Origin of the sequence: Flagellimonas alginilytica (genome assembly GCF_042134605.1) — a bacterium.
GTDB classification, from domain to species: domain Bacteria; phylum Bacteroidota; class Bacteroidia; order Flavobacteriales; family Flavobacteriaceae; genus Flagellimonas; species Flagellimonas alginolytica.
On the sequence record NZ_CP169638.1, the window covers coordinates 1 to 21,096 of the forward strand.

General features: G+C 41.8%; 20 protein-coding genes. 14 read left to right on the plus strand and 6 right to left on the minus strand.

The annotated features are described in order from the left end of the window. The 3 genes from dnaA to ABTP35_RS00015 are packed head-to-tail and all read left to right on the plus strand — an operon-like array spanning position 1 to position 2,632. Positions 1-1,425: a chromosomal replication initiator protein DnaA gene (dnaA, locus tag ABTP35_RS00005; protein ID WP_224836682.1), complete on the plus strand. Its 1,425-nt coding sequence runs from the start codon at positions 1-3 to the stop codon at positions 1,423-1,425. Positions 1,426-1,446: 21 nt separating this feature from the next. After that, the gene (locus tag ABTP35_RS00010; protein ID WP_293295011.1) at positions 1,447-1,899 is read left to right on the plus strand and encodes a low molecular weight protein-tyrosine-phosphatase; all 453 of its coding nucleotides are present in this window, start codon (positions 1,447-1,449) and stop codon (positions 1,897-1,899) included. Positions 1,900-1,903: 4 nt separating this feature from the next. Beyond that, positions 1,904-2,632, plus strand: coding sequence for an SAM-dependent methyltransferase (locus ABTP35_RS00015; RefSeq protein ID WP_224836680.1), 729 nt, complete (start codon positions 1,904-1,906; stop codon positions 2,630-2,632). Between the two features lie 48 nt (positions 2,633-2,680). On the opposite strand, the gene ABTP35_RS00020 is transcribed toward ABTP35_RS00015, so the two are convergent. From ABTP35_RS00020 to dapF, 4 genes are all read right to left on the minus strand, one after another. Further along, on the minus strand, positions 2,681-3,325 hold the full coding sequence (locus ABTP35_RS00020) for a hypothetical protein (protein WP_252079947.1): 645 nt from the start codon (positions 3,323-3,325) through the stop codon (positions 2,681-2,683). Between the two features lie 159 nt (positions 3,326-3,484). Further along, positions 3,485-4,528 carry an endolytic transglycosylase MltG gene (mltG, locus tag ABTP35_RS00025; protein ID WP_293295008.1) on the minus strand — a complete coding sequence of 348 codons (1,044 nt, stop codon included), beginning with the start codon at positions 4,526-4,528 and terminating at the stop codon, positions 3,485-3,487. Continuing rightward, complete coding sequence (locus ABTP35_RS00030; RefSeq protein ID WP_293295006.1) at positions 4,518-5,051, minus strand: GNAT family N-acetyltransferase; 534 nt, start codon at positions 5,049-5,051, stop codon at positions 4,518-4,520. Before ABTP35_RS00030 ends, mltG begins: the two co-directional genes overlap by 11 nt. Further along, positions 5,039-5,821 (minus strand): diaminopimelate epimerase, encoded by a 783-nt coding sequence (gene dapF, locus ABTP35_RS00035; RefSeq protein WP_293295004.1) that lies wholly within the window; start codon positions 5,819-5,821, stop codon positions 5,039-5,041. The genes ABTP35_RS00030 and dapF overlap by 13 nt, the downstream gene beginning before the upstream one ends. A 134-nt stretch (positions 5,822-5,955) precedes the next feature. On the opposite strand from dapF, the gene ABTP35_RS00040 reads away from it, so the two are divergent. The 9 genes from ABTP35_RS00040 (at position 5,956) to ABTP35_RS00080 (ending at position 17,507) form a co-directional block, all read left to right on the plus strand. Then, positions 5,956-7,353 carry a S1C family serine protease gene (locus tag ABTP35_RS00040; RefSeq protein ID WP_252079951.1) on the plus strand — a complete coding sequence of 466 codons (1,398 nt, stop codon included), beginning with the start codon at positions 5,956-5,958 and terminating at the stop codon, positions 7,351-7,353. A 125-nt stretch (positions 7,354-7,478) separates the two neighbouring features. Beyond that, complete coding sequence (locus tag ABTP35_RS00045; RefSeq protein WP_293295002.1) at positions 7,479-8,927, plus strand: glyceraldehyde-3-phosphate dehydrogenase; 1,449 nt, start codon at positions 7,479-7,481, stop codon at positions 8,925-8,927. A 108-nt stretch (positions 8,928-9,035) separates the two neighbouring features. Beyond that, positions 9,036-9,644 (plus strand): tRNA (guanine-N1)-methyltransferase, encoded by a 609-nt coding sequence (locus ABTP35_RS00050; protein WP_252079952.1) that lies wholly within the window; start codon positions 9,036-9,038, stop codon positions 9,642-9,644. Between the two features lie 96 nt (positions 9,645-9,740). Further along, complete coding sequence (gene trmD, locus ABTP35_RS00055) at positions 9,741-10,415, plus strand: tRNA (guanosine(37)-N1)-methyltransferase TrmD (protein WP_224836672.1); 675 nt, start codon at positions 9,741-9,743, stop codon at positions 10,413-10,415. A gap of 6 nt (positions 10,416-10,421) precedes the next feature. Then, a complete protein-coding gene (locus ABTP35_RS00060; protein ID WP_293294999.1) occupies positions 10,422-10,745 on the plus strand; it encodes a hypothetical protein in 324 nt (107 codons plus the stop codon). A gap of 124 nt (positions 10,746-10,869) precedes the next feature. Further along, entirely contained in the window at positions 10,870-11,220 is a 351-nt protein-coding gene (gene rplS / locus ABTP35_RS00065) for a 50S ribosomal protein L19 (RefSeq protein ID WP_224836670.1), read from the plus strand. 624 nt (positions 11,221-11,844) lie between these two features. After that, positions 11,845-14,067, plus strand: a complete 2,223-nt coding sequence (locus ABTP35_RS00070; protein WP_293294996.1) for an NADP-dependent isocitrate dehydrogenase — start codon at positions 11,845-11,847, stop codon at positions 14,065-14,067. A gap of 142 nt (positions 14,068-14,209) precedes the next feature. After that, positions 14,210-16,609: a TonB-dependent receptor gene (locus tag ABTP35_RS00075; protein WP_293294994.1), complete on the plus strand. Its 2,400-nt coding sequence runs from the start codon at positions 14,210-14,212 to the stop codon at positions 16,607-16,609. Between the two features lie 4 nt (positions 16,610-16,613). Continuing rightward, positions 16,614-17,507, plus strand: a complete 894-nt coding sequence (locus tag ABTP35_RS00080) for a DUF4249 family protein (RefSeq protein WP_293294992.1) — start codon at positions 16,614-16,616, stop codon at positions 17,505-17,507. Between the two features lie 4 nt (positions 17,508-17,511). On the opposite strand, the gene ABTP35_RS00085 is transcribed toward ABTP35_RS00080, so the two are convergent. Further along, entirely contained in the window at positions 17,512-18,831 is a 1,320-nt protein-coding gene (locus tag ABTP35_RS00085) for a GntP family permease (RefSeq protein ID WP_293294990.1), read from the minus strand. A gap of 58 nt (positions 18,832-18,889) precedes the next feature. On the opposite strand from ABTP35_RS00085, the gene ABTP35_RS00090 reads away from it, so the two are divergent. Continuing rightward, positions 18,890-19,126 carry a DUF6095 family protein gene (locus ABTP35_RS00090; protein WP_224836665.1) on the plus strand — a complete coding sequence of 79 codons (237 nt, stop codon included), beginning with the start codon at positions 18,890-18,892 and terminating at the stop codon, positions 19,124-19,126. On the opposite strand, the gene ABTP35_RS00095 is transcribed toward ABTP35_RS00090, so the two are convergent. Beyond that, positions 19,123-19,812 (minus strand): DUF4294 domain-containing protein, encoded by a 690-nt coding sequence (locus ABTP35_RS00095; RefSeq protein ID WP_369884688.1) that lies wholly within the window; start codon positions 19,810-19,812, stop codon positions 19,123-19,125. The genes ABTP35_RS00090 and ABTP35_RS00095 overlap by 4 nt on opposite strands. A gap of 132 nt (positions 19,813-19,944) precedes the next feature. On the opposite strand from ABTP35_RS00095, the gene ABTP35_RS00100 reads away from it, so the two are divergent. Then, entirely contained in the window at positions 19,945-21,033 is a 1,089-nt protein-coding gene (locus ABTP35_RS00100; protein ID WP_224836663.1) for a M42 family metallopeptidase, read from the plus strand. Positions 21,034-21,096: the final 63 nt, after the last annotated feature.

Sequence of the window (21,096 nt, forward strand, 5' to 3'; positions counted from 1 at the left end):
ATGAGTGCTACTGCTAATTCCGTATGGAACAACTGTTTGGCTTTTATCCAAGATAACATCCAACCGCAGGCATTCAAAACTTGGTTTGAGCCTATAAAGCCTATTAAATTAACAGATAAGGCTTTGAGCATTCAGGTTCCCAGTAAGTTTTTCTACGAATGGCTCGAAGAACACTATGTTAAGCTTTTAAAAGTTGCCATGACCAGAGAGTTGGGCAACAATGCAAAGCTGATCTATGTGATAAAAATGGAAAACAAATACGGTAACAAGGAACCCTTTACGGAGCAAATCCCAAGTTCCAACCGTACCGCTGTTGGACCCCAAGAATTGGATGTGCCGATCACCTCCAAAAGTCCCGAGCTAAAAAATCCATTTGTGATTCCAGGAATTCGGAACATTAAAATTGAATCCCAATTAAACCCCAACTACAATTTCGATAATTTCCTGGAAGGAGATTCCAACCGTTTGGCCCGTTCGGCGGGTATGGCCGTGGCCAACAAACCCGGGGGAACTTCCTTCAACCCATTGTTGGTTTTTGGGGGAGTGGGATTGGGGAAAACACATTTGGCCCACGCCATTGGTGTGGAAATAAAGGATAAGTACCCGGAAAAGACCGTTCTTTATATTTCTGCGGAAAAATTCACGCAACAATATATCGAATCGGTAAAAAAGAACACTCGAAACGACTTTATCCACTTTTACCAATTAATAGATGTACTTATTATAGATGATGTACAATTTCTATCCGGTAAATCTGGAACACAGGATGTATTTTTCCACATTTTCAACCATTTGCACCAAAATGGCAAGCAGGTGATATTGACTTCGGACAAAGCTCCTGTGGATATGCAGGACATTGAACAACGCTTGCTCTCCCGTTTTAAATGGGGATTGTCTGCAGAATTGCAAAGTCCAGATTACGAAACACGGGTTTCCATCTTAAAAAATAAACTCTACCGCGATGGCGTTGAAATGCCGGAAGAGATCATAGACCACGTGGCCAAAAACATTAAGACCAACATTCGCGAACTGGAAGGGGCCATTATTTCGTTGATAGCCCAATCTTCTTTCAATAAGCGGGAGGTAACTCTGGAATTGGCCCAACAGGTAGTGGACAAATTTGTAAAGAACACAAAGCGCGAAGTATCCATCGATTACATTCAAAAAGTGGTTTCGGATTATTTCGAAATGGATGTGGCCACCCTACAGTCCAAAACAAGAAAGCGACATATTGTACAGGCGAGACAGTTGGCCATGTTCTTTGCGAAAAAGTTTACTAAGGCATCCTTGGCAAGTATTGGGTCACAAATCGGAAAACGTGACCATGCAACGGTACTCCACGCCTGTAAAACAGTGGATAACTTAGCGGAAACGGACAAGCAATTCAGAAAATATATTGAGGATCTGAACAAAAAGTTCACCTAAACCCAACTTCACTTTTTCCTTATGAAAACCAAAGTATTGATGGTCTGCCTTGGCAATATTTGCAGATCACCTTTGGCCGAAGGCATACTGCAATCCAAAGTTGATCCCGATAAGGTACTGGTCGATTCTGCAGGAACAGCCGGTTACCACGTGGGCAATCCGCCCGATAAGCGTTCTATTGCCGTTGCCCAAAAATATGGCCTAAACATACAAGACCAAAAATGCAGAAAGTTCTCCAAAAAGGATTTTTTGGAGTTCGACCACATTTACGTAATGGACCGCAGCAATTTTTCCGATGTGGCCAGTTTGGCAAGCGACCAAAAAGAAGCTGCTAAGGTAAAACTACTTTTGACCGAAGTGGAATTGGGACTTATCGAAGTACCCGACCCCTACTACGGCGGGGACGATGGTTTTGAAAATGTGTACCAAATGATCGATACCGCTTGTGAGGCAATTGCGAAAAAGCTAAATTAAACCCATGGAAGATGAAAAACCCGGTTTGGTAGTTGGCAAAATCTATTTGATCCCAACCACACTTGGAGACAATGCTCCCTTGGAAGTTTTGCCCATTTCGGTAAAAGGCACCATAGAAAGGATAGACCACTACATTGTTGAAAATGAAAAAACTGCCCGTAGGTTCATTAAACGAGTCAGTCCTAACAAGCCACAACCCGAACTTAAGTTGCAGTTACTCAACAAGTACACCAACCCTGAAGAAATACCATCCTTTTTAGATCCCTGTATACATGGGTTCGATATTGGTGTTCTTTCCGAGGCTGGTTGTCCGGGTATTGCCGACCCAGGTGCAGATGTAGTGCGTGTGGCACACGAAAAAAGAATACAAGTAGTTCCATTGGTAGGCCCCTCCTCCATTCTAATGGCCATGATGAGCAGTGGCATGAACGGGCAAAACTTTGCCTTTAACGGCTATTTGCCCATAGACAATGCAGAACGAAAGAAAATTTTGAAAAGTTTGGAGCGACTTTCCAGGGACAAAGGCCAATCCCAAATTTTTATGGAGACTCCCTACCGCAACAATAAAATGCTCAAGGAGCTGATAAAAACACTTCAAAAATCAACACGGTTGTGCATTGCCTGCGATATTACGTTGCCTACGGAGTTTATCGCCACCAAAACCGTACACGAATGGGGGGAAATCGATTTAGATCTAGACAAAAGACCTACCATTTATATTTTACAAGCATAAAAAAAGCCCCGATAATTCGGGGCTTTTTGTTTCAATGCGCAGTTTCAATTAAACCTTGGCATTTTTTTGTTGCTTGATATTGGAAATATCATAGCCTGCAAATTTCTTCATATAGTAGGAGATGCTACTTCCGTACGCATCGGTTACATCGTTTTGCCCATAAGATCGCAGATATTTTTTTACGTTACCGGCTCCGGCCAAATGTGCCGCAGCCAATATTCCGGATTCGGTAACTTGAATGCCACCGATCGTTTTGCCTTTGAAACGTTTGATATCTCTTCGCAAAATCCATTTGTTACGGGCAATGTTGGCCTCAAAAGCCTTTTCTTGAAGTTCTGGGTTCGACAGAAAATCATCCATATCGTAAACGCCCATCAAATTTAAGGTACTACTACCAAATTGGTACTTACCTAAATAACCCAATGTGTTTACTCTATGATATTTACCCTGGGATTCTTTGAAAGCGAGCGCTTCCTTAAAGCCATTAAAGGCTTTGCCCAAAAAAGGAGGTGTTACCTCATCCTCTTCTAAAAGTGCAATGGAGCTTTGTGGCGCAAAAATCTCCGAATTGGCCATAACCTTAAGTGAATCAGGAATTTCAACAGTTTCCTTTTTCATTACGGTATAGGTACCAAAACTTGTCAAAACTACGATCATGGCAAGATGCAGTATAAAACCAATCCATCTTTTCATAATGTTCTCTTTTGTGATCTCGATACATATACGTATCAAAAATCAATTTGGCCGGCAAATATAGGGGGAGATATTTTAACGGGTACCCTAAAGCTCATAAAGATTTCTTAAATGAGGCTTAAAATCCGTTAAAGTGATGAATATCAACGGTAAAGCGCCCTATCTAAGTACCTTTTGTTGATTTAACCAACGGGTGTACTGCACTTTATTTCGGTTGTGCTGCGCCAAAGTTTTGGCAAACATGTGGTACCCAAAGTTGGAAACGTCTGCCACAAAATAGAGATAATCGTGCTTTTCTGGATTCAAAACGGCATCTATCGAGGTAATGTCCGGCATGGTAATCGGTCCCGGTGGAACACCTGCATATTTATAGGTATTGTATGGAGAATCCATTTCCAGATCACGAAAGAGTACTCTTTTTATAATTGTATCATAATTACCGGTCTCCTTTTTAATGGCATAGATTACGGTAGGATCGGCCTGGAGCAACATCCCTCTTTTGATTCTGTTGAGGTAAACCCCGGCAACACGAGGTCGCTCATCCACCTTTGCTGTTTCTTTTTGTACAATGGCGGCCAAAGAAGTAACCTCGTTTGGCGTAAGGCCCAAACTTTTGGCCTTTTGTAGTCGGGTATCTGTCCAAAAGCGGTCATATTCTTTTTTCATCCTGTCCCTAAAACCCTCTGCATTTGTATTCCAGAAAAATTCGTAGGTATTGGGAATATACATGGCCAACTTGGTATCTTCATCAAACCCTTGCTCTTGCAGAAAACCGGGATCATTGAATGTTTGTAACAACGATAAGCTATCTGCCTCTATTTGCTCAGCGACCCGTCCCGCCAACAAAGCCAACGATTCTTGATTATTAAAGGAAACCTGCACAGGTATATTGGCACTGCGCAAGGTATTGATGATGTCGTTATTGTTCATCCCTTTTTTGAGTGCATATTTTCCTGCTTTTATGTTATTGATATATCCCTTGCGTTTGGCAACAGCCTCAAAAGAAGACATATCTTTCAATAAAGGCTCAACGGAGGTGGCAACATCGGAAAACGAAGCATCCGAAGCAATGTAAACATATGCTTCGCTATTATTGAACTGTGTATTGGGGCTAAAAATGGCGCTATAAATCCGATATGCGATAAAGCCACAAATTATCAGTCCAAGTATGGCCGTGGCCCAAAGTACTTTTTTAAGATTCATTGGTGTTGATCTTTTGAAACATTATTTCGTTTTTGAACCCTTTATGGGTCCGTATCCATTCTTTTTTGATGCCTATTTCCTTGAATCCCAACTTTTTGAACAAGTGGATACTAGCGAGATTATCTTCCAAAATATTGGCATATAATTGATGCATATCCAAAACGGAAAATGCATAATCGCACAATAGTGATAATGCCTCCGCTCCTACACCCCTGTTTCTATAACTAGGTTCGGCAATAAGGATTCCGATTCCCGCCCTCCGATTTTTGGGGTCAAAATCAAAAAGATCTATCAATCCGATACATGGATCATTTTGATCGCCAATGCAAAGCCTCAGCTGTTTAACATCGTAAATATCCCTGTGGGCATTGTCCAGATAGGATTGAAGCACTTTCTTGGAATACGGTTTTAAGGTACCGCTCACCTCCCAGACCGATGTATCGTTTTCCAATTTGTACAGAAAATCCAAATCGGTAGGCTCTAGCGCGCGCAAATAAATATGTTCTCCTTTTATATTGAGCATGCAATGGTTCCTTTAAATACCTGTTTGGCAGGTCCTTCTAAAAAAATGTTGGTGTATTTACCGTTATGCTTTTCAAAATAAATGGTAAGATCACCTCCAATGGTCTCAATATGTATTTGTTTAGCGGCAGTCTTACCTAGCTCGAACATGGTTAGGGCCGCTGCAGTGACCCCGGTTCCACAGGAATATGTTTCGTCTTCTACGCCACGTTCATAGGTTCTTACCCGAAAAGCATCTTCCGCTTTTTGTTCCACAAAATTGATATTGCTCCCCGACTCGCCATAAATACCATATCTAAGTTTCTTTCCCTCTTTGGGCACATCAAATTTTTCCAGTTCGTCAACAAGCTGTACATGGTGCGGGGAACCCGTATCCAAAAAGCTGTGGTTGGGCTTTTGATGGATTTTGTCCACATCGATCATTTTTAGCTTCACCTGGTTTCCACTTATAGTTGCGTAATGTAGTCCATCCACTGCGTTGAACGTGGTCTCTTTTTTAAATATGCCCAGATAATGTGCAAAAGCTACCAAACAACGCCCTCCATTGCCACACATACTGCCCTCTTTGCCGTCGGCATTAAAATAAACCATTTTAAAATCCGACATATTGTCATTCTCAAGCAGCATCAAGCCATCTCCACCTATGCCAAATCTTCTATCACAGAGTTTTGAAATCAGCTTGGTATCGTTTTTGGGGAAAATATGTTGACGATTATCGATAATTACAAAATCGTTTCCCGTTCCTTGGTATTTAAAAAAGTGCAGTTCCATGATTATCTACAAAGGAACAAATATAGGGGATTCTTTAAGGTTTTTTTTGTAGTTAAAACAGCGTTAAACCAACTTGATCAAAAATTGAATTATTTTAATTTTGACAAAGCTAAATGTTAAATAATTATTGAATTATGAAGAAAATAGCGAGTTTACTCTTGGTTTCCGTATTTGCAGGAGCAATTACCCTGGGAGCCTACAAATTATTTTTTGAGAAGGAAAGCTATAAATGGGTCACTTCTGAACAAGAGACTCCATTTTTGTCCACTAGCAATCTAGATACTTCGGCAAGAGGTGCCGGAATCAATGAGGTCGACTTTACCTTGGCTGCCGAAAAAACGGTGCATTCCGTGGTACACGTTAAAAACATGACCATTAGTAGAGGCCCTTCCAGTATTGCGGAATTCTTTTACGGCTACGAACGTCAGCAAACCCCACAGGTGGGAACGGGGTCGGGGGTAATTATTTCCCCGGACGGTTATATAGTGACCAACAATCACGTAATTGCCAATTCCAGTCAATTGGAAGTTACCTTGAACAATAACAAAACCTATGAAGCTGAAGTAATCGGGACCGATGCAGATTCGGATATCGCCCTTATAAAAATTGATACGGACGATGCGCTTCCTTATTTGGCCTTTGGTGATTCCGACCATACCAAAATCGGGGAATGGGTGCTGGCAGTAGGCAACCCGTTTAACCTTACCTCAACCGTAACAGCGGGTATTGTTAGTGCAAAAGCCCGGTCTTTATCGCCTACCAGAACACAATCCTTTATCCAGACCGATGCTGCCGTAAATCCTGGAAACAGTGGTGGTGCGTTAGTAAACACCAACGGGGACCTGATCGGAATCAATACTGCTATTACCTCTCAAACAGGTTCTTATGTTGGATATGCCTTTGCAGTACCGAGCAATATCGCCAAAAAAGTAGTGGAAGATATAATGGAGTTTGGCAATGTGCAGAAAGGACTTTTGGGCATATCGGCGGCAAATACCAAGTCCAAGGCCGCAATCGAAATGGGACTGGATCAATTGGAAGGAGTATATGTTGCCGGGGTCGAAGAAGAATCCGGTGCTGACGATGCAGGTTTGCAGGAAGGCGACATTATTAAAAAAGTGGACAATATAGATATTCAAAAATTCTCGGAACTTACGGGGTACCTCTCCGCAAAAAGACCCGGTGATGTAGTTAGGGTAACGTTAGAGCGCGACGGCGAAAGTCTTGTAAAAAATGTTACCCTAAAAAAACAGAACAGTGTTATCCTTCCCGCAACTTCGTTCAAGGTGATGAACTTGACAAAAGAGGATAAAAAGAAATTTGGCGTATCCAAAGGCGTAAAAATAATCGATGTCCCACAAGGTTATGCCCGATACGACCTTACCAATAAAATAATCATTGAACTGGATGGTGAGCCTATCAGCAACATAGAAGATGCCAAAGAAAAATTTGGTCAGATATCCAGATACGGTAGAACCAGTTTTACCATGATCAATGCAAATGGAGAAAAAGAACACATGATACTTCAGTAAACTGAGGGTCACACTTTTAAAGCGTCTTTAAAAAGACGCTTTTTTTATGTCAAATAAGTTTTACGAAAACGTTTGAAATATCTAATTTTGCCGAAAATTAAACTACACAACTGTAACCATCATCCATGAGCAACAACAATTCGTACGAAAAAGAGCTTGCGTTCCAAGCGGATAGAAGAAAGGCAACCACGGAATTTATTAAAATCATTAGCGATTTATGGTACGACAAGGCCATAGAAGTCGTACTCTTTAAAAATCAGATAATCGATAAAAATGTGAGCGACATCATCAACCTGCACGAGTATGCCGGTGAATTTGTCCAAAAGCCGATGTCGATCTTTGATTCAGTAGAAATTCTTAGGGCAATCAACGACCTCAATCTGCCTCCAGCCAAATTGGATATTGGAAAACTAACGTACGAATACAACAATAACCAAAACGCCCATTTGAATGTAAAGGCTTTTGTGATAGATAAACTAAAGGATGCGGAATCTGCCAAGGCCATAAAACCTAAAGATGTTGTACTCTATGGATTCGGCCGCATTGGACGCCTAGTGGCCAGGGAACTTATGGCCAAAACAGGACGTGGCAGTCAGCTGCGCTTGCGTGCCATTGTGGTTCGTGGAGAATTGAACAAGGAAATCTTGGAAAAAAGAGCTGCACTTTTAAAAACGGATTCCGTTCACGGGCCATTTACCGGAACGGTGGACATTGACGAGGAAAAGCAAGCCTTGGTGATCAATGGCACAACGGTAAGGATCATCAGTGCCAATCAGCCGGAAGATATAGATTATACCAAATATGGCATTACCAACGCCCTGATCATCGACAACACAGGGGCCTTTAGGGACAATGTTGCCCTTTCCAGGCATTTAAAATCCAAAGGGGCGAGCAAAGTATTGCTGACCGCTCCTGGTAAGGAAGTACCTAATATTGTTCATGGCGTAAACCATAAGGATTTTAATCCGGACAAAACCAAGATTTATTCCGCAGCGTCTTGTACGACCAACGCCATTACCCCAATTTTAAAAGTGGTGGAGGACTCTTTGGGCATTAAGAAGGGACATCTGGAAACCATACATGCCTATACCAACGACCAAAATCTGGTGGACAATATGCACAAAAAATACCGTCGTGGCCGTGCCGCCGCCCTAAACATGGTGATTACGGAAACCGGTGCCGGCTCTGCCGTGGCCAAGGCATTGCCCTCCTTACAAGGCAAGCTAACGTCCAACGCCATTAGAGTTCCCGTACCCAATGGATCATTGGCCATTCTAAACTTGGAAGTAAAAAACAAGACTTCCAAGGAGGGTATAGACACCATCATAAAAAAATATGCTTTGGAAGGAGACTTGGTAGAGCAAATAAAATACGCCCTGAGCAACGAACTCGTATCTTCGGATATAATTGGCACCACTGCTCCATCCATTTATGACAGTAATGCCACAATTGTTTCGGCAGATGGTAAAAATGTGGTTCTATATATTTGGTATGACAATGAGTACGGGTATTCCCATCAAGTAATACGATTGGCAAAATATATCGCAAAAGTTAGGCGTTATACCTACTATTAGTGGATGACGAATTGTTCAAAGAACCGGTTTTCTTTTTCATAATTAGGTATATTGGCGTAATTTCGTCCCGCCCTTAATCTAAAATTTAATACGAGAACATTATTGAACATGAAGCAATTACGCATTTTATTCAGCCTATTTTTACTTATTCCATCATTTTTGGTCCATGCGCAGGAAGAAGAACCTCCTGTCCAAGAAGCCGACAACACCCTGAGAGGGCAGTTTGAAGAACTGGAAAGAAAGTCTGGAAATTATCGGGCCAATGGGATCCGCTATGAAGTAATCAAGCTATCCGAGCTATACGAAACCAAAAACAATATTTTTGACTCCATTGATACGGCCAATAAAACCATAAAGGACCTGTCCGCCACTATAGATGCGAACAAGTCCGAAATCGAAGATCTAAACGAGAAATTACAGGATACCACAAACAAGCTGAACAACGTTACCGAAGAAAAGGACAGTATCTCCTTTTTTGGGGCACTGATTAGCAAAGGCACCTATAATTTTATTTTATGGGCCATTATTTTTGGTCTTTTACTGCTATTGCTCTTTTTCATTTATCGATTCAGAAATAGTAATTTCCTTACGCAGCAAGCCAAATCCGCACTGGCCGATTTGGAAGAAGAGTACCAAAACCATAGGCGTCGGGCACTGGAACGTGAACAGAAAATTAGCCGGCAACTACAGGATGAGCTCAATAAGCAAAAAAAGTAAACCATAAGGCTCCCTAAAATGGGAGCCTTTCTTTTTTATGCCCGTTAGGATAGCTTTCATTACTTTTGGCAGGAATAAACATTCATACAAAAGTCCATGCGGATAGACATTATCACAGTTCTTCCAGAGCTTTTAAAAAGTCCTTTCGAAGCATCTATTTTAAAAAGGGCCATCGAAAAAGGACTGGTAGAAGTACACATGCATAATTTAAGGGATTATACCACGGGCAATTATAAGCAAGTGGACGATTACCAATTTGGTGGTGGTGCAGGCATGGTGATGATGATCGAGCCTATCGACAAATGCATCTCAAAACTAAAATCCGAAAGAGAGTACGACGAGATCATTTATATGACACCGGATGGCCAAACCTTGAACCAGGGAATGGCCAACCAGATATCCCTTAAAAAAAACTTGATCATACTCTGCGGACATTATAAAGGAGTGGACCAACGGGTAAGGGATTTGTTTGTAACAAAGGAAATCTCGGTGGGCGACTACGTGCTCTCCGGAGGTGAATTGGGCGCTGCCATTTTGTGCGATGCGGTGATTAGACTGCTGCCCGGTGTACTTAACGATGAAACTTCGGCGCTAACCGATACTTTTCAGGATAACTTATTGGCTCCCCCGGTCTATACCAGACCTGCAGAATACAAGGGCATGGAGGTTCCAAAGATATTGCTGAGCGGTAACTTTCCAAAGATTGAAAAATGGCGGGAAGAACAAGCATTGCAGCGCACCCGCGAAAGAAGACCTGACCTTTTGGAATAAGATACTATGGAAAATTACGATGCATATTTTATGGCCGGAGGTGCTCTCCAAATATTGGGAAAACTAATTATTGTGTTGGCGAGCGGCATTCTTTTTACCAAGCAAAGAAACCTTGGCACTACACTTATGCTTTTGGGCAGTGTGCTTTCCATTGTATTTTCCCTCGGCACTCTTCTCCTTACCACATTCTCGGCCCAAGCAGGACCCGAATCGGTTATCAAAGCCAATGCGTTGGGTAGTTTGTTGACACCCCTCCCCTACATTCTCTTTGCGATCGGTTTGTTCTGGTTCTCCCTAAAGCAGGTGAAGAAACATCCCAAAAATCAATAACAGGTTCAAAAAGCAAAAAACCACTTGCTATTTCTAAATATTGCATTACTTTTGCAATCTCAAAATCAACCTCTGACGAAATCCGTGAAAGTTGGTCTTGTCCAAAACAATTAAAAAGACAAAAATGGAATCCTTAGTAAAATTTGTTGAAGACGAATTTGTTCCAAAAAAAGAATTTCCAAAATTTTCAGCTGGTGATACCATCACTGTTTATTACGAAATCAAGGAAGGTGAAAAAACACGTACCCAGTTCTTTAAAGGTGTTGTGATCCAACGAAGAGGAAGTGGCGCCACAGAAACTTTTACCATTCGTAAAATGTCCGGTACTGTTGGTGTGGAAAGAATTTTCCCAGTGAACATGCCTGCTTTGCAAAGAATTGAAGTAAACAAAAAAGGTAAAGTACGTAGATCAAGAATCTTCTACTTTAGAGGTCTTACCGGTAAAAAGGCCCGTATTAAAGAGATCAAGGGATAATCCATATTCCGTACAACATGAAAAAGCACCTGTAACAGGTGCTTTTTTTATGAACAATTGTTAATAACCACGGTTCATATCGTGTTGATTTTTAATCGTTTAAAAAGTTGCTCGATACAAATTTTCCCTCTACTTTAGACAAAGATATGATTGGGATACCATCACAATGATATCTATTTAAAGTTGACGTTCTTTAAAACTATGTATTCCCTTTTAATTGGTAACACTACTGATCACAAAAGGATTTTCGATTGGAGGAAAGCTTAGGCAATTCTTCAACGGAAAAAGTAAATTTTATGTGCGAATGAAAGAGCAATTTTTCATTTTGATAAAATTTAGGAATGCTATAGTATTACTTTGCAGCATGTAGTTAATTGAAAAATTAGAAGCATGGCAGAGTAAACGTCGAAGGGACTTAAAAAATGTAATCTAACAGATTACGACAGTTTTGGCAACAGAACAAATTTTTAGTCCTATCTGAAAGCCATATCCTTCTTAAAAAAGAGGATATGGCTTTTGTTTTTAATAAATTCACAACAAAAGAACCTACTTTTTACTCTTTTCCATTCGTACTTCAACGTCCATAAATCGTATATTTGCAACCGCTCAAACAAATTCAGATAAATGGCAAAACTATATTACACAAAAACAGATGAGGCTCCCGCCTTAGCAACATTATCATTCTTGCCCATTGTTAAATCATTTACCGAGACCGCCAATATCGCAGTAGAGACCAAGGACATCTCCTTGGCCGGTAGAATTGCCGCTGTGTTCCCCGAACTATTGACCGACGACCAAAAAGTTACGGACGACCTGGCAATCCTTGGCGAACTCGCAAAAACACCAGAAGCCAATATCATTAAGCTTCCGAATATCAGCGCCTCCATCCCTCAGTTAAAAGAGGCCATTGAGGAACTACAAGCAAAGGGATACAAACTTCCCGATTACCCGGACGAACCAAAGACCGACGAAGAAAAGGTAATCAAAGCAAAATACGATAAAGTAAAAGGTAGCGCAGTAAACCCGGTACTCCGCGAAGGGAACTCGGACAGACGCGCCCCAAAAGCGGTTAAAAACTACGCAAAAGCACATCCACATAGCATGGGCGAATGGACTTCCGATTCCAAGACCCATGTGGCCACGATGTCCCATGGTGATTTTAAATCCAATGAAAAATCATTGACCCTAACCCATGCGGACAATATTCGAATTGAGTTGGTAGGCAACGACGGAGAAACCACTGTTCTAAAAAATAACCTATCACTGTTACAGGGCGAGGTGATCGATGCCACGGTAATGAGCAAAAAAGCATTGGTAGAATTCTTGACAAAGGAAATCGCCGATGCCAGAGCCAACAATATATTACTATCCTTGCACTTTAAGGCAACAATGATGAAGGTTTCCGACCCGATTATATTTGGCCATGCCTTGGAAGTATATTTCGCGGAACTGTTCAAAAATTATGGGGAGACCTTCGATAAATTAGGGATAAACCCGAACAACGGTCTAGAATCCCTGTTGGATAAAATCGGAGAGTTGCCCGAAGCGCAGCATAAAGAAATTGAAAAAGCAATCAAGGACAGTATCGATAACGGTCCTGACCTGGCCATGGTAAATTCCGACAAGGGAATCACCAATCTACATGTACCGAGCGATGTAATCATTGATGCCTCCATGCCTGCAATGATCAGAAACTCCGGTAAAATGTGGGACAAAAATGGAGAACTTCAGGATACAAAAGCTATAATTCCAGATAGCAGCTATTCCGGTATTTACCAAGCAACCATCGACTTTTGTAAAGAGCACGGTGCATTCGACCCGACCACTATGGGTACGGTGCCCAATGTTGGGTTAATGGCACAAAAGGCCGAAGAGTACGGATCACACGATAAAACTTTCGAAATAGAGAAAGCAGGTACGGTAAAAGTGATCAATGCCGCTGGCGATACATTAATAGAACATGCCGTGGAAAAAGGTGATATCTGGAGAATGTGCCAAGTTAAAGATGCACCCGTTCAGGATTGGGTCAAATTGGCCGTTTCTCGTGCAAGGGCCACCGACACCCCTGCGGTATTCTGGCTGGATGAAAACAGAGCACACGATGCCGAACTCATTAAAAAAGTAAATCTATATCTAAAGGATCACAATACCGATGGTCTGGATATCCGAATCCTTTCCCCTATCGAGGCTACTAAGTTTACCTTAAAACGCATGAAGGATGGAAAAGACACCATTTCCGTATCAGGTAACGTATTGAGGGATTACTTGACTGACCTGTTTCCAATTTTAGAGGTAGGAACCAGCGCCAAAATGCTCTCCATTGTTCCATTGATGAATGGTGGAGGACTGTTCGAAACAGGAGCAGGTGGCTCAGCCCCTAAACACGTAGAACAGTTCTTGGAAGAAGGACACTTAAGATGGGACTCCCTTGGCGAATTTTTGGCCTTGGCCGTTTCCTTGGAGTTTTTTGGGGAAAAGAACAACAACAAAAAAGCCCAAGTTCTTGCCGAGGCTCTCGACAAGGCAACGGAAGAGTTCTTGAACCAGGACAAATCACCATCCAGAAAAGTTAACGAACTGGACACGCGCGGTAGCCATTTTTACCTATCGCTATATTGGGCCGGGCAATTGTCCCAACAAAATGATGATACAGAGCTTAAAGAAATTTTCTCGAAAGCGTACAAGGACCTATCTTCCAATGAAAGTACCATTGCAAAAGAATTGATAGATGCTCAAGGATCACCCGTGGATATTGGAGGGTATTACCTGCCAAATCCGGAATTGGCATCCAAAGCAATGCGACCTAGTGATACATTCAACAGGATTTTGAACTCCATTGGGCAATAAAAACAACATATAAACATACAAAAGGGTGATCTGATCAAGGTCACCCTTTTATTTTTGTGGTGGGATATGTTAAAAAACCCGAGTTCACCATTTTCATTTTTCTTCTTTTGTGGAAATGTGTACTTTTAAAAAAACCAATCGAATGCCCAGACATTTACTTGCACTATTGCTCGCCCTGTTTGGGCATTTTTTTGTGCTCCAGGCCCAACAGCGCTACACACTGAGCGGTACAATTTCCGAAGCTACCAGTAACGAGACCCTGATCGGAGTAACCGTGGCCATTTCCGAGCTCAAAACCGGTACGACCACAAACGAATATGGTTTTTATTCCATCACCCTGCCCAAAGGGCAGTACCAGGTAATCGTTAGTTATCTCGGTTTTCAAGAAGTAATAGAGATTATAAATCTCGACCAAAATCGAAAGCAGGACTTTAATCTTTTTGAAAAAGCCGAAGAATTAGAGGAAGTTGTGGTCACGGAAGATGTGGAACGACTGGATATCCGTAAACCACAAATGAGCGTGACCACTTTGGCCGCAAAGACCATAAAGCAAGTGCCCGTGGTACTTGGCGAGGCAGATGTTATAAAATCCTTGGTGTTGTTGCCCGGGGTCACAAATGCCGGTGAAGCCTCTTCCGGATTTAATGTTCGCGGTGGGGCCGCCGACCAAAATCTGATTTTATTGGATGAGGCGACCGTTTTTAACTCTTCCCACCTTTTCGGGTTCTTCTCCGTTTTTAATCCGGATGCCATTAAGGATGTCAAGCTTTTTAAAGGAGGAATTCCCGCTAGGTATGGTGGTAGGGTCTCATCCGTACTCGATATTTTTCAGAAAGAGGGCAATAGTAAAGATTTAAAAGTAAACGGAGGTATCGGTGCGGTAGCCAGTCGATTGCTCGTGGAAGGGCCCATCCAAAAAGATAGAGCAGCCTTTTTAATTGGAGGTAGAGCTTCGTACGCCCATTTGTTCTTGCCCTTGTTCGACATCAACAGCAAGGCATACTTTTATGATCTGAACGCAAAAATCAATCACAGAATAAACGAAAACAACAACATATTCCTATCCGGGTACTTTGGCCGCGACCTTTTTAATGTAAACGAGCGATTTGTTAATGTCTATGGGAATGCCGTCGGAAATTTACGCTGGAACCATTTGTTCTCCGACAAACTGTTCTCCAATCTTTCTTTGATCTATTCCGATTATTATTATGGCTTAGAACTTGATTTTGTGGGGTTTGAATGGGATTCGGGCATTCGTAACTTTAACATTAAATATGACCTCAAACACTACTTGAACGACAAGTTTCAATTAAATTATGGTGTGAATGGTATTTACTATGTGTTCAATCCCGGAAAAATTGTACCCAACAGTCCCGACTCGGGCATTCTGGAAGAACAGTTGACCAAAAAATATGCAAATGAAAATGCTGCATATATCGACGTAGAGCAAAAAATAACAAACAACCTAAGTATACAATATGGGTTAAGGGCCAGCCAATTCAATCGTTTTGGACAAGATGAATTTTACGTATACGAGAACAACAACCCAGTTGAATTTGACCCTTTTACCCTTACTTACCGTGAAGGGGAGGCAATAGATACGATTAGTCCTGGGCGAGGAGAAACCCTCAAGACCTTTTTTAATCTGGAGCCTAGAATTTCCATGTCTTATTCGTTCAAGGAAAAAAACTCCATTAAAGCAAGTTACACCCGATTGGCCCAGTATCTGCACTTATTATCCAATACCAACTCCCCTACGCCCTTGGATGTTTGGACACCAAGTGGCCCTTTTGTAAAGCCGCAATTGCTAGATCAATACGCCGTGGGATATTTTAGAAATATAAAAAATGGTGAATACAGTTTGGAGACCGAGGCCTTTTATAAGGACATCCAAAACAGGATAGATTATATAGATGGAGCCAACCTTATTGCGAACAAGGCTATAGAAAGGGTAATACTGAACGGAGAGGCAAGGGCATACGGATTGGAGGTCCTGTTCCGAAAAAATGAAGGACGGTTCAAGGGTTGGCTGGCCTATACACTCTCCAAATCGGAACAAAGAACCCCTGGCAGGGAACTAGGGTTCGATTCTGGACGTTCCAATCTGGAGACCGGAATCAATTTTGGGGATTGGTACAATACTCCGTATGACAAAACCCACGACCTTTCCGTTTACGGAAGCTTTGACCTAAACGAAAAATGGAATATCAATGCCAATTTTGTTTATCAAACAGGGCAACCTACCAACTATCCCATTGGTCAGTTCGAGTTTGAAGGTGTAAATGTCCCCTATTACGGTTTGCGCAATAAAGAACGGTTACCGGATTATCATCGATTGGATATTTCCGCCACCCTAACACCCAAACGAAACAGCCGCAAGAAAATACAATCCGAATGGGTATTTAGTATTTATAATGCCTACAGCCGTAAAAATGCGGCATCCATCAATTTTAGGGAAAATGAGGATACTGGGCGTAACGAAGCCGTTCGTACCGCTATTTTTGGCATAGTTCCGTCCGTAACCTATAATTTTAAATTCTAGTGATATGAAAAGGATTATAACATACATTTTTATCACTTTAATTATTGGCGCTTGCGAAGACCCCATCGATGTGGATCTACCCGAAGTGGAAGCACGACTGGTAGTTGATGGACTTTTACGTGTTGACAAAAGTGAAGAATTTGTGGACGTAAGGATCACCATGCGCGAAACCAGTCAGTTTTTTGATGAGAACCAACCCACGCAAGTGGAAAATGCAGTGATAAGCTATGGGGTTCTAACAGACGAAGGATTGTTTGAAACGCTATCTTTTTGCAACCTGACCGAGGAAGCCCCGGGTACAGGAGTATATGTTCCAGACCCAAATTTCACAACAGATCAGCGAATTAGGACTGCCTCGGCAGAGCCAGGTGTTGTGTTTATCCTACAGCTTACACACAAGGACAGGAAGTACTTTGCGCAGACGGAATATGCACATACGGTGCCCATAGACAATTTGGAACAGGGTATGGACACATTTATAGATGAAGATGAAACCGAAATAAAGGTAACATTCACCGATGATGGTACTAAGGACAATTACTATGTGTTCGATTTTATGTACAATGAGTTTTTGGTGATCGAAGATGAATTCTTCCAAGGTCAACAATTTGAATTCTCCTATTTCTACGATGATGAAATTTCTGCCGGCGACGAGGTAACCGTAAGTATTCTAGGCTCTACAGAGGAATTCTACAACTACATGGATTTGGTTCTTGAGCAGACCCAGAACGATGGTGGGTTTTTTCAAACTCCGGTGGCAACCGTTCGCGGCAATGTGTTCGATATTACCGGACTGGACAATATTACTATTTTGGATAATGTGGAACGGCCCAACGACTATGCGCTGGGTTTCTTTGCCGTGGCACAGGAATATACTTCGAGCCTTATTGTACAATAGCATTTTAGAGCAGCACATAGAGGATCAAAATCATTAAAATACCGATTACACCTTGGATGAGTGTACCCAAAGTATGACCTCTCAGGGCTGTTTTTACGTTCATATTGGAAAATTGAGAAACCACCCAAAAATAGCTGTCGTTTATGTGCGAAACTGTCATGGCCCCAGCGCCTATGGCCAAAACTGCGAGTGCTTTTTCCGTTATGGCAATCAAACCAAAGGTTTCCAATAAAGGTGCTATAATTGCGGATGTGGTAATTATGGCAACAGTGGACGAGCCCTGGGCTGTTTTGAGAACCGCTGCAATCACAAAAGCTATCAGCAGACCACCAATACCGCTACTGGACTCCAAATTTATGATAGAAGCAATGTCCATAGTCCTTAAAATGGCTCCAAATGCACCTCCGGCCCCGGTAATCAGCACTATGGACCCTGCTTGCCTAAACGCTTCGGGAACCCAATCTTTTTTTTGTTCTGACGAAAATTTACTGCCCAGCGCAAAGGCAAAAATTACCCCGACCAACAATGCAATTACGGGACTCCCTATAAAATCAAAAGTAAAAAACACCCACCCTTCCCCCAACGGTCTTGTTGGGTAGTTCACAATTGAATTCATAGCGATCAAAACAATAGGCACCAATAAAGGCAGGAAAGCTCTATATGGTTTTATAGTAGCGCCAAGCTCGCTTTTTTCCACCACTTGCTCCTTATGCTCCTCCTCGTTCAAAGTTTTTCCTATAAACCGCGCCCAAACGTAACCAGAGATAGAAACAGGGACCGCAACCAAAAGCCCTAGAATTAAAACTGTACCTAAATCAGCATCTAAAATGGCGGCAGCGGCCAACGGTCCCGGTGTTGGCGGCACAAATACGTGCGCCGAATACAATCCGGTCGCCAACGCAATGGCAAATACCAAAGCAGGGATACCGGTTTTTTTACTTATGGCCCTGTTCAAAGATGAAAGTATTATGTACCCCGAATCACAATAAACAGGAATGGATATTACGAATCCCGCCAAATTAATGGCCAAAGGAGACCTTTTAAGCCCGATTACTTTTAAAATACTATTGGCCAAAATCTGGGTACTTCCGGTTTTTTCCAAATAAATCCCTATTACGGTTCCAAAAGCGATCACCAAACCTATGCCCGAAAGTGTTTTCCCGAAACCTTCCGCCATGGTCGACATTATTTCTTGAGGTGCGATCCCCAACAAAAAACCAGAGGCCACCGCAGCAATGGTCAAAGAGAAAATTGGGTGCATTTTAAATTTTACGGTGGCAATAATGATAAAAAGGACGACAACTCCGAGAATTAGTAGCTCCATGCTTAATTTATTGGTTTGATATCCTTTAAATATAAGCTAATATTCCTACTTTGGTCCCATGAGGCATACGAACAAGGAACTTCTGGTAAAAGGAATAAAATCGTTTGGTTACACAGTACTGGCCATGTTCATGGGACCTGTTTTAATTTATCAGGCCTTTAAGAATGAAGGACATCCATTCTACTGGCCCGTTTTAATTTTAGGTGCCCTCTTTGCCATTTTGGCCATTTATTTGGGATTTAGATCGGTAGGCATTGTAATGGAAGCCATATTTGGAAAAAAGCCCAAAGATTAATTCTCTGCACTTGGTGGTGTGTTTTTCCATTTATTGGTCAATTGGGCATAATCGTAATCCAAAACTGATTTTTGTCGCTCCAATCGACTGGCAGCAAAAGCCCTTTGCAAAATATCCTCGATTAAATAATCCTCGTGGACAATTTCTGGCCTAAACTCTTCCTTTAAACTGATTTTGAACAAACTTGCTGTGGTATTGTACCAAAAGGCCCGCCAACCGTTACGCAGTTCTTTAACCAAATCAAAGGCTGTTGTCCCGGTTTGACGGTGTATCAACTTTACTAGAATTTGACCTTCGGTCCGGGTCAACTTTTTTAATTCTTCGGAAAATTCCCCTTCTATATATTTTTGGACCTTTCGGGTATAACGTCTTTGGTGTTTCCGTTTTTTGATGTGCTGTAGGCTATCGTTCAACTCCACCAATCGTTCAGCGGCCAATTTAGCGTATGGATACACTTTTAAGGTTTTTCTTCGAAGAATGTAATATCTGAGTTTATCCTTTTGGTCGGCGAATTCCAGTTTACCAAAAATATAAACTTCGTCCAAGGCAATTGAACTCATTAAAATAGAGTCCCCTTCAAATCGGACATAGTAGTCATCAAAAGCATCATTTACCGTGGAATCCAACGGTACCATAAGGGAATCCTTTGCAGGCTCCTGAGCAAACCCAAGAGCCGTAATTGCCATAAAAACAAAAAGTAAGCAGTTACGCAGCATAAGATTTTTTACTCAATAGTCTTGCCAAAAGTAAGGATAAAGGTATGATATGGTTATTAAATAAAAGTGAATATTCTTATTTTTGTAGACTAAATCATATTCATGGCAAAGAAGAATATCATCAACGAAAAATCCCTCGAATTTCTAGAAAAATATTTAAACAACGCCTCTCCCACCGGATACGAATGGGAAGGTCAAAAAATCTGGATGGATTACTTAAAACCTTATGTGGACGAGTTTATTACGGACACTTACGGCACTGCCGTTGGGGTAATCAATCCAGATGCCAAATATAGAGTGGTTATAGAAGGACACTCTGATGAAATTTCTTGGTACGTTAATTATATTACTGAGGAAGGTTTGCTCTACGTTATCCGAAATGGAGGAAGCGACCACCAAATAGCACCATCGAAATGGGTGAACATCCACACCAAAAATGGTATTGTAAAAGGTGTTTTTGGATGGCCTGCCATCCACACCAGGAACAAAGCCAAGGAGGAGCCTCCAAAATTGGACAACATTTTTATCGATATAGGTGCCAAGAACAAGGAGGAAGTGGAAAAAATGGGCGTTCATGTTGGTTGCGTGATCACCTACCCGGACCAATTCCATATATTGAACAAGGACAAGTTTGTTTGTAGGGCCTTGGACAACCGTATGGGCGGATTTATGATTGCCGAAGTGGCCCGTTTGCTCAAAGAGAACAAAAAAGAACTTCCTTTTGGATTGTACATTACCAATTCGGTACAAGAGGAAATTGGACTACGTGGTGCAGAAATGATTACACAGACCATAAAACCCAATGTTGCGATCGTTACAGATGTTTGCCACGACACCACTACCCCAATGATCAATAAAAAGACGGAAGGAGAAACAAAGATTGGCGACGGTCCGGTGGTTTCGTATGCTCCAGCGGTACAGAATAAACTTCGTGAGCGTATTTTGGAAACTGCAGAAGCCCATAAAATACCCTTCCAGCGAAATGCCTCTTCCCGCTTTACGGGTACGGATACCGATGCCTTTGCCTACAGCAATGGCGGTGTTGCCTCTGCCTTGATCTCACTTCCGTTGCGCTATATGCACACTACAGTGGAAACGGTACATAAGGACGATGTGGAAAACGTAATCCGCTTGATCTACGAAACATTGTTGAATATAAAAGATGGGGAAACTTTTAGTTATTTTGATTAACTGAACCCCATCCATATTTTCAGCTAATAAAATTCTGTCACCCTGAAACATTTTCGGGGTGAC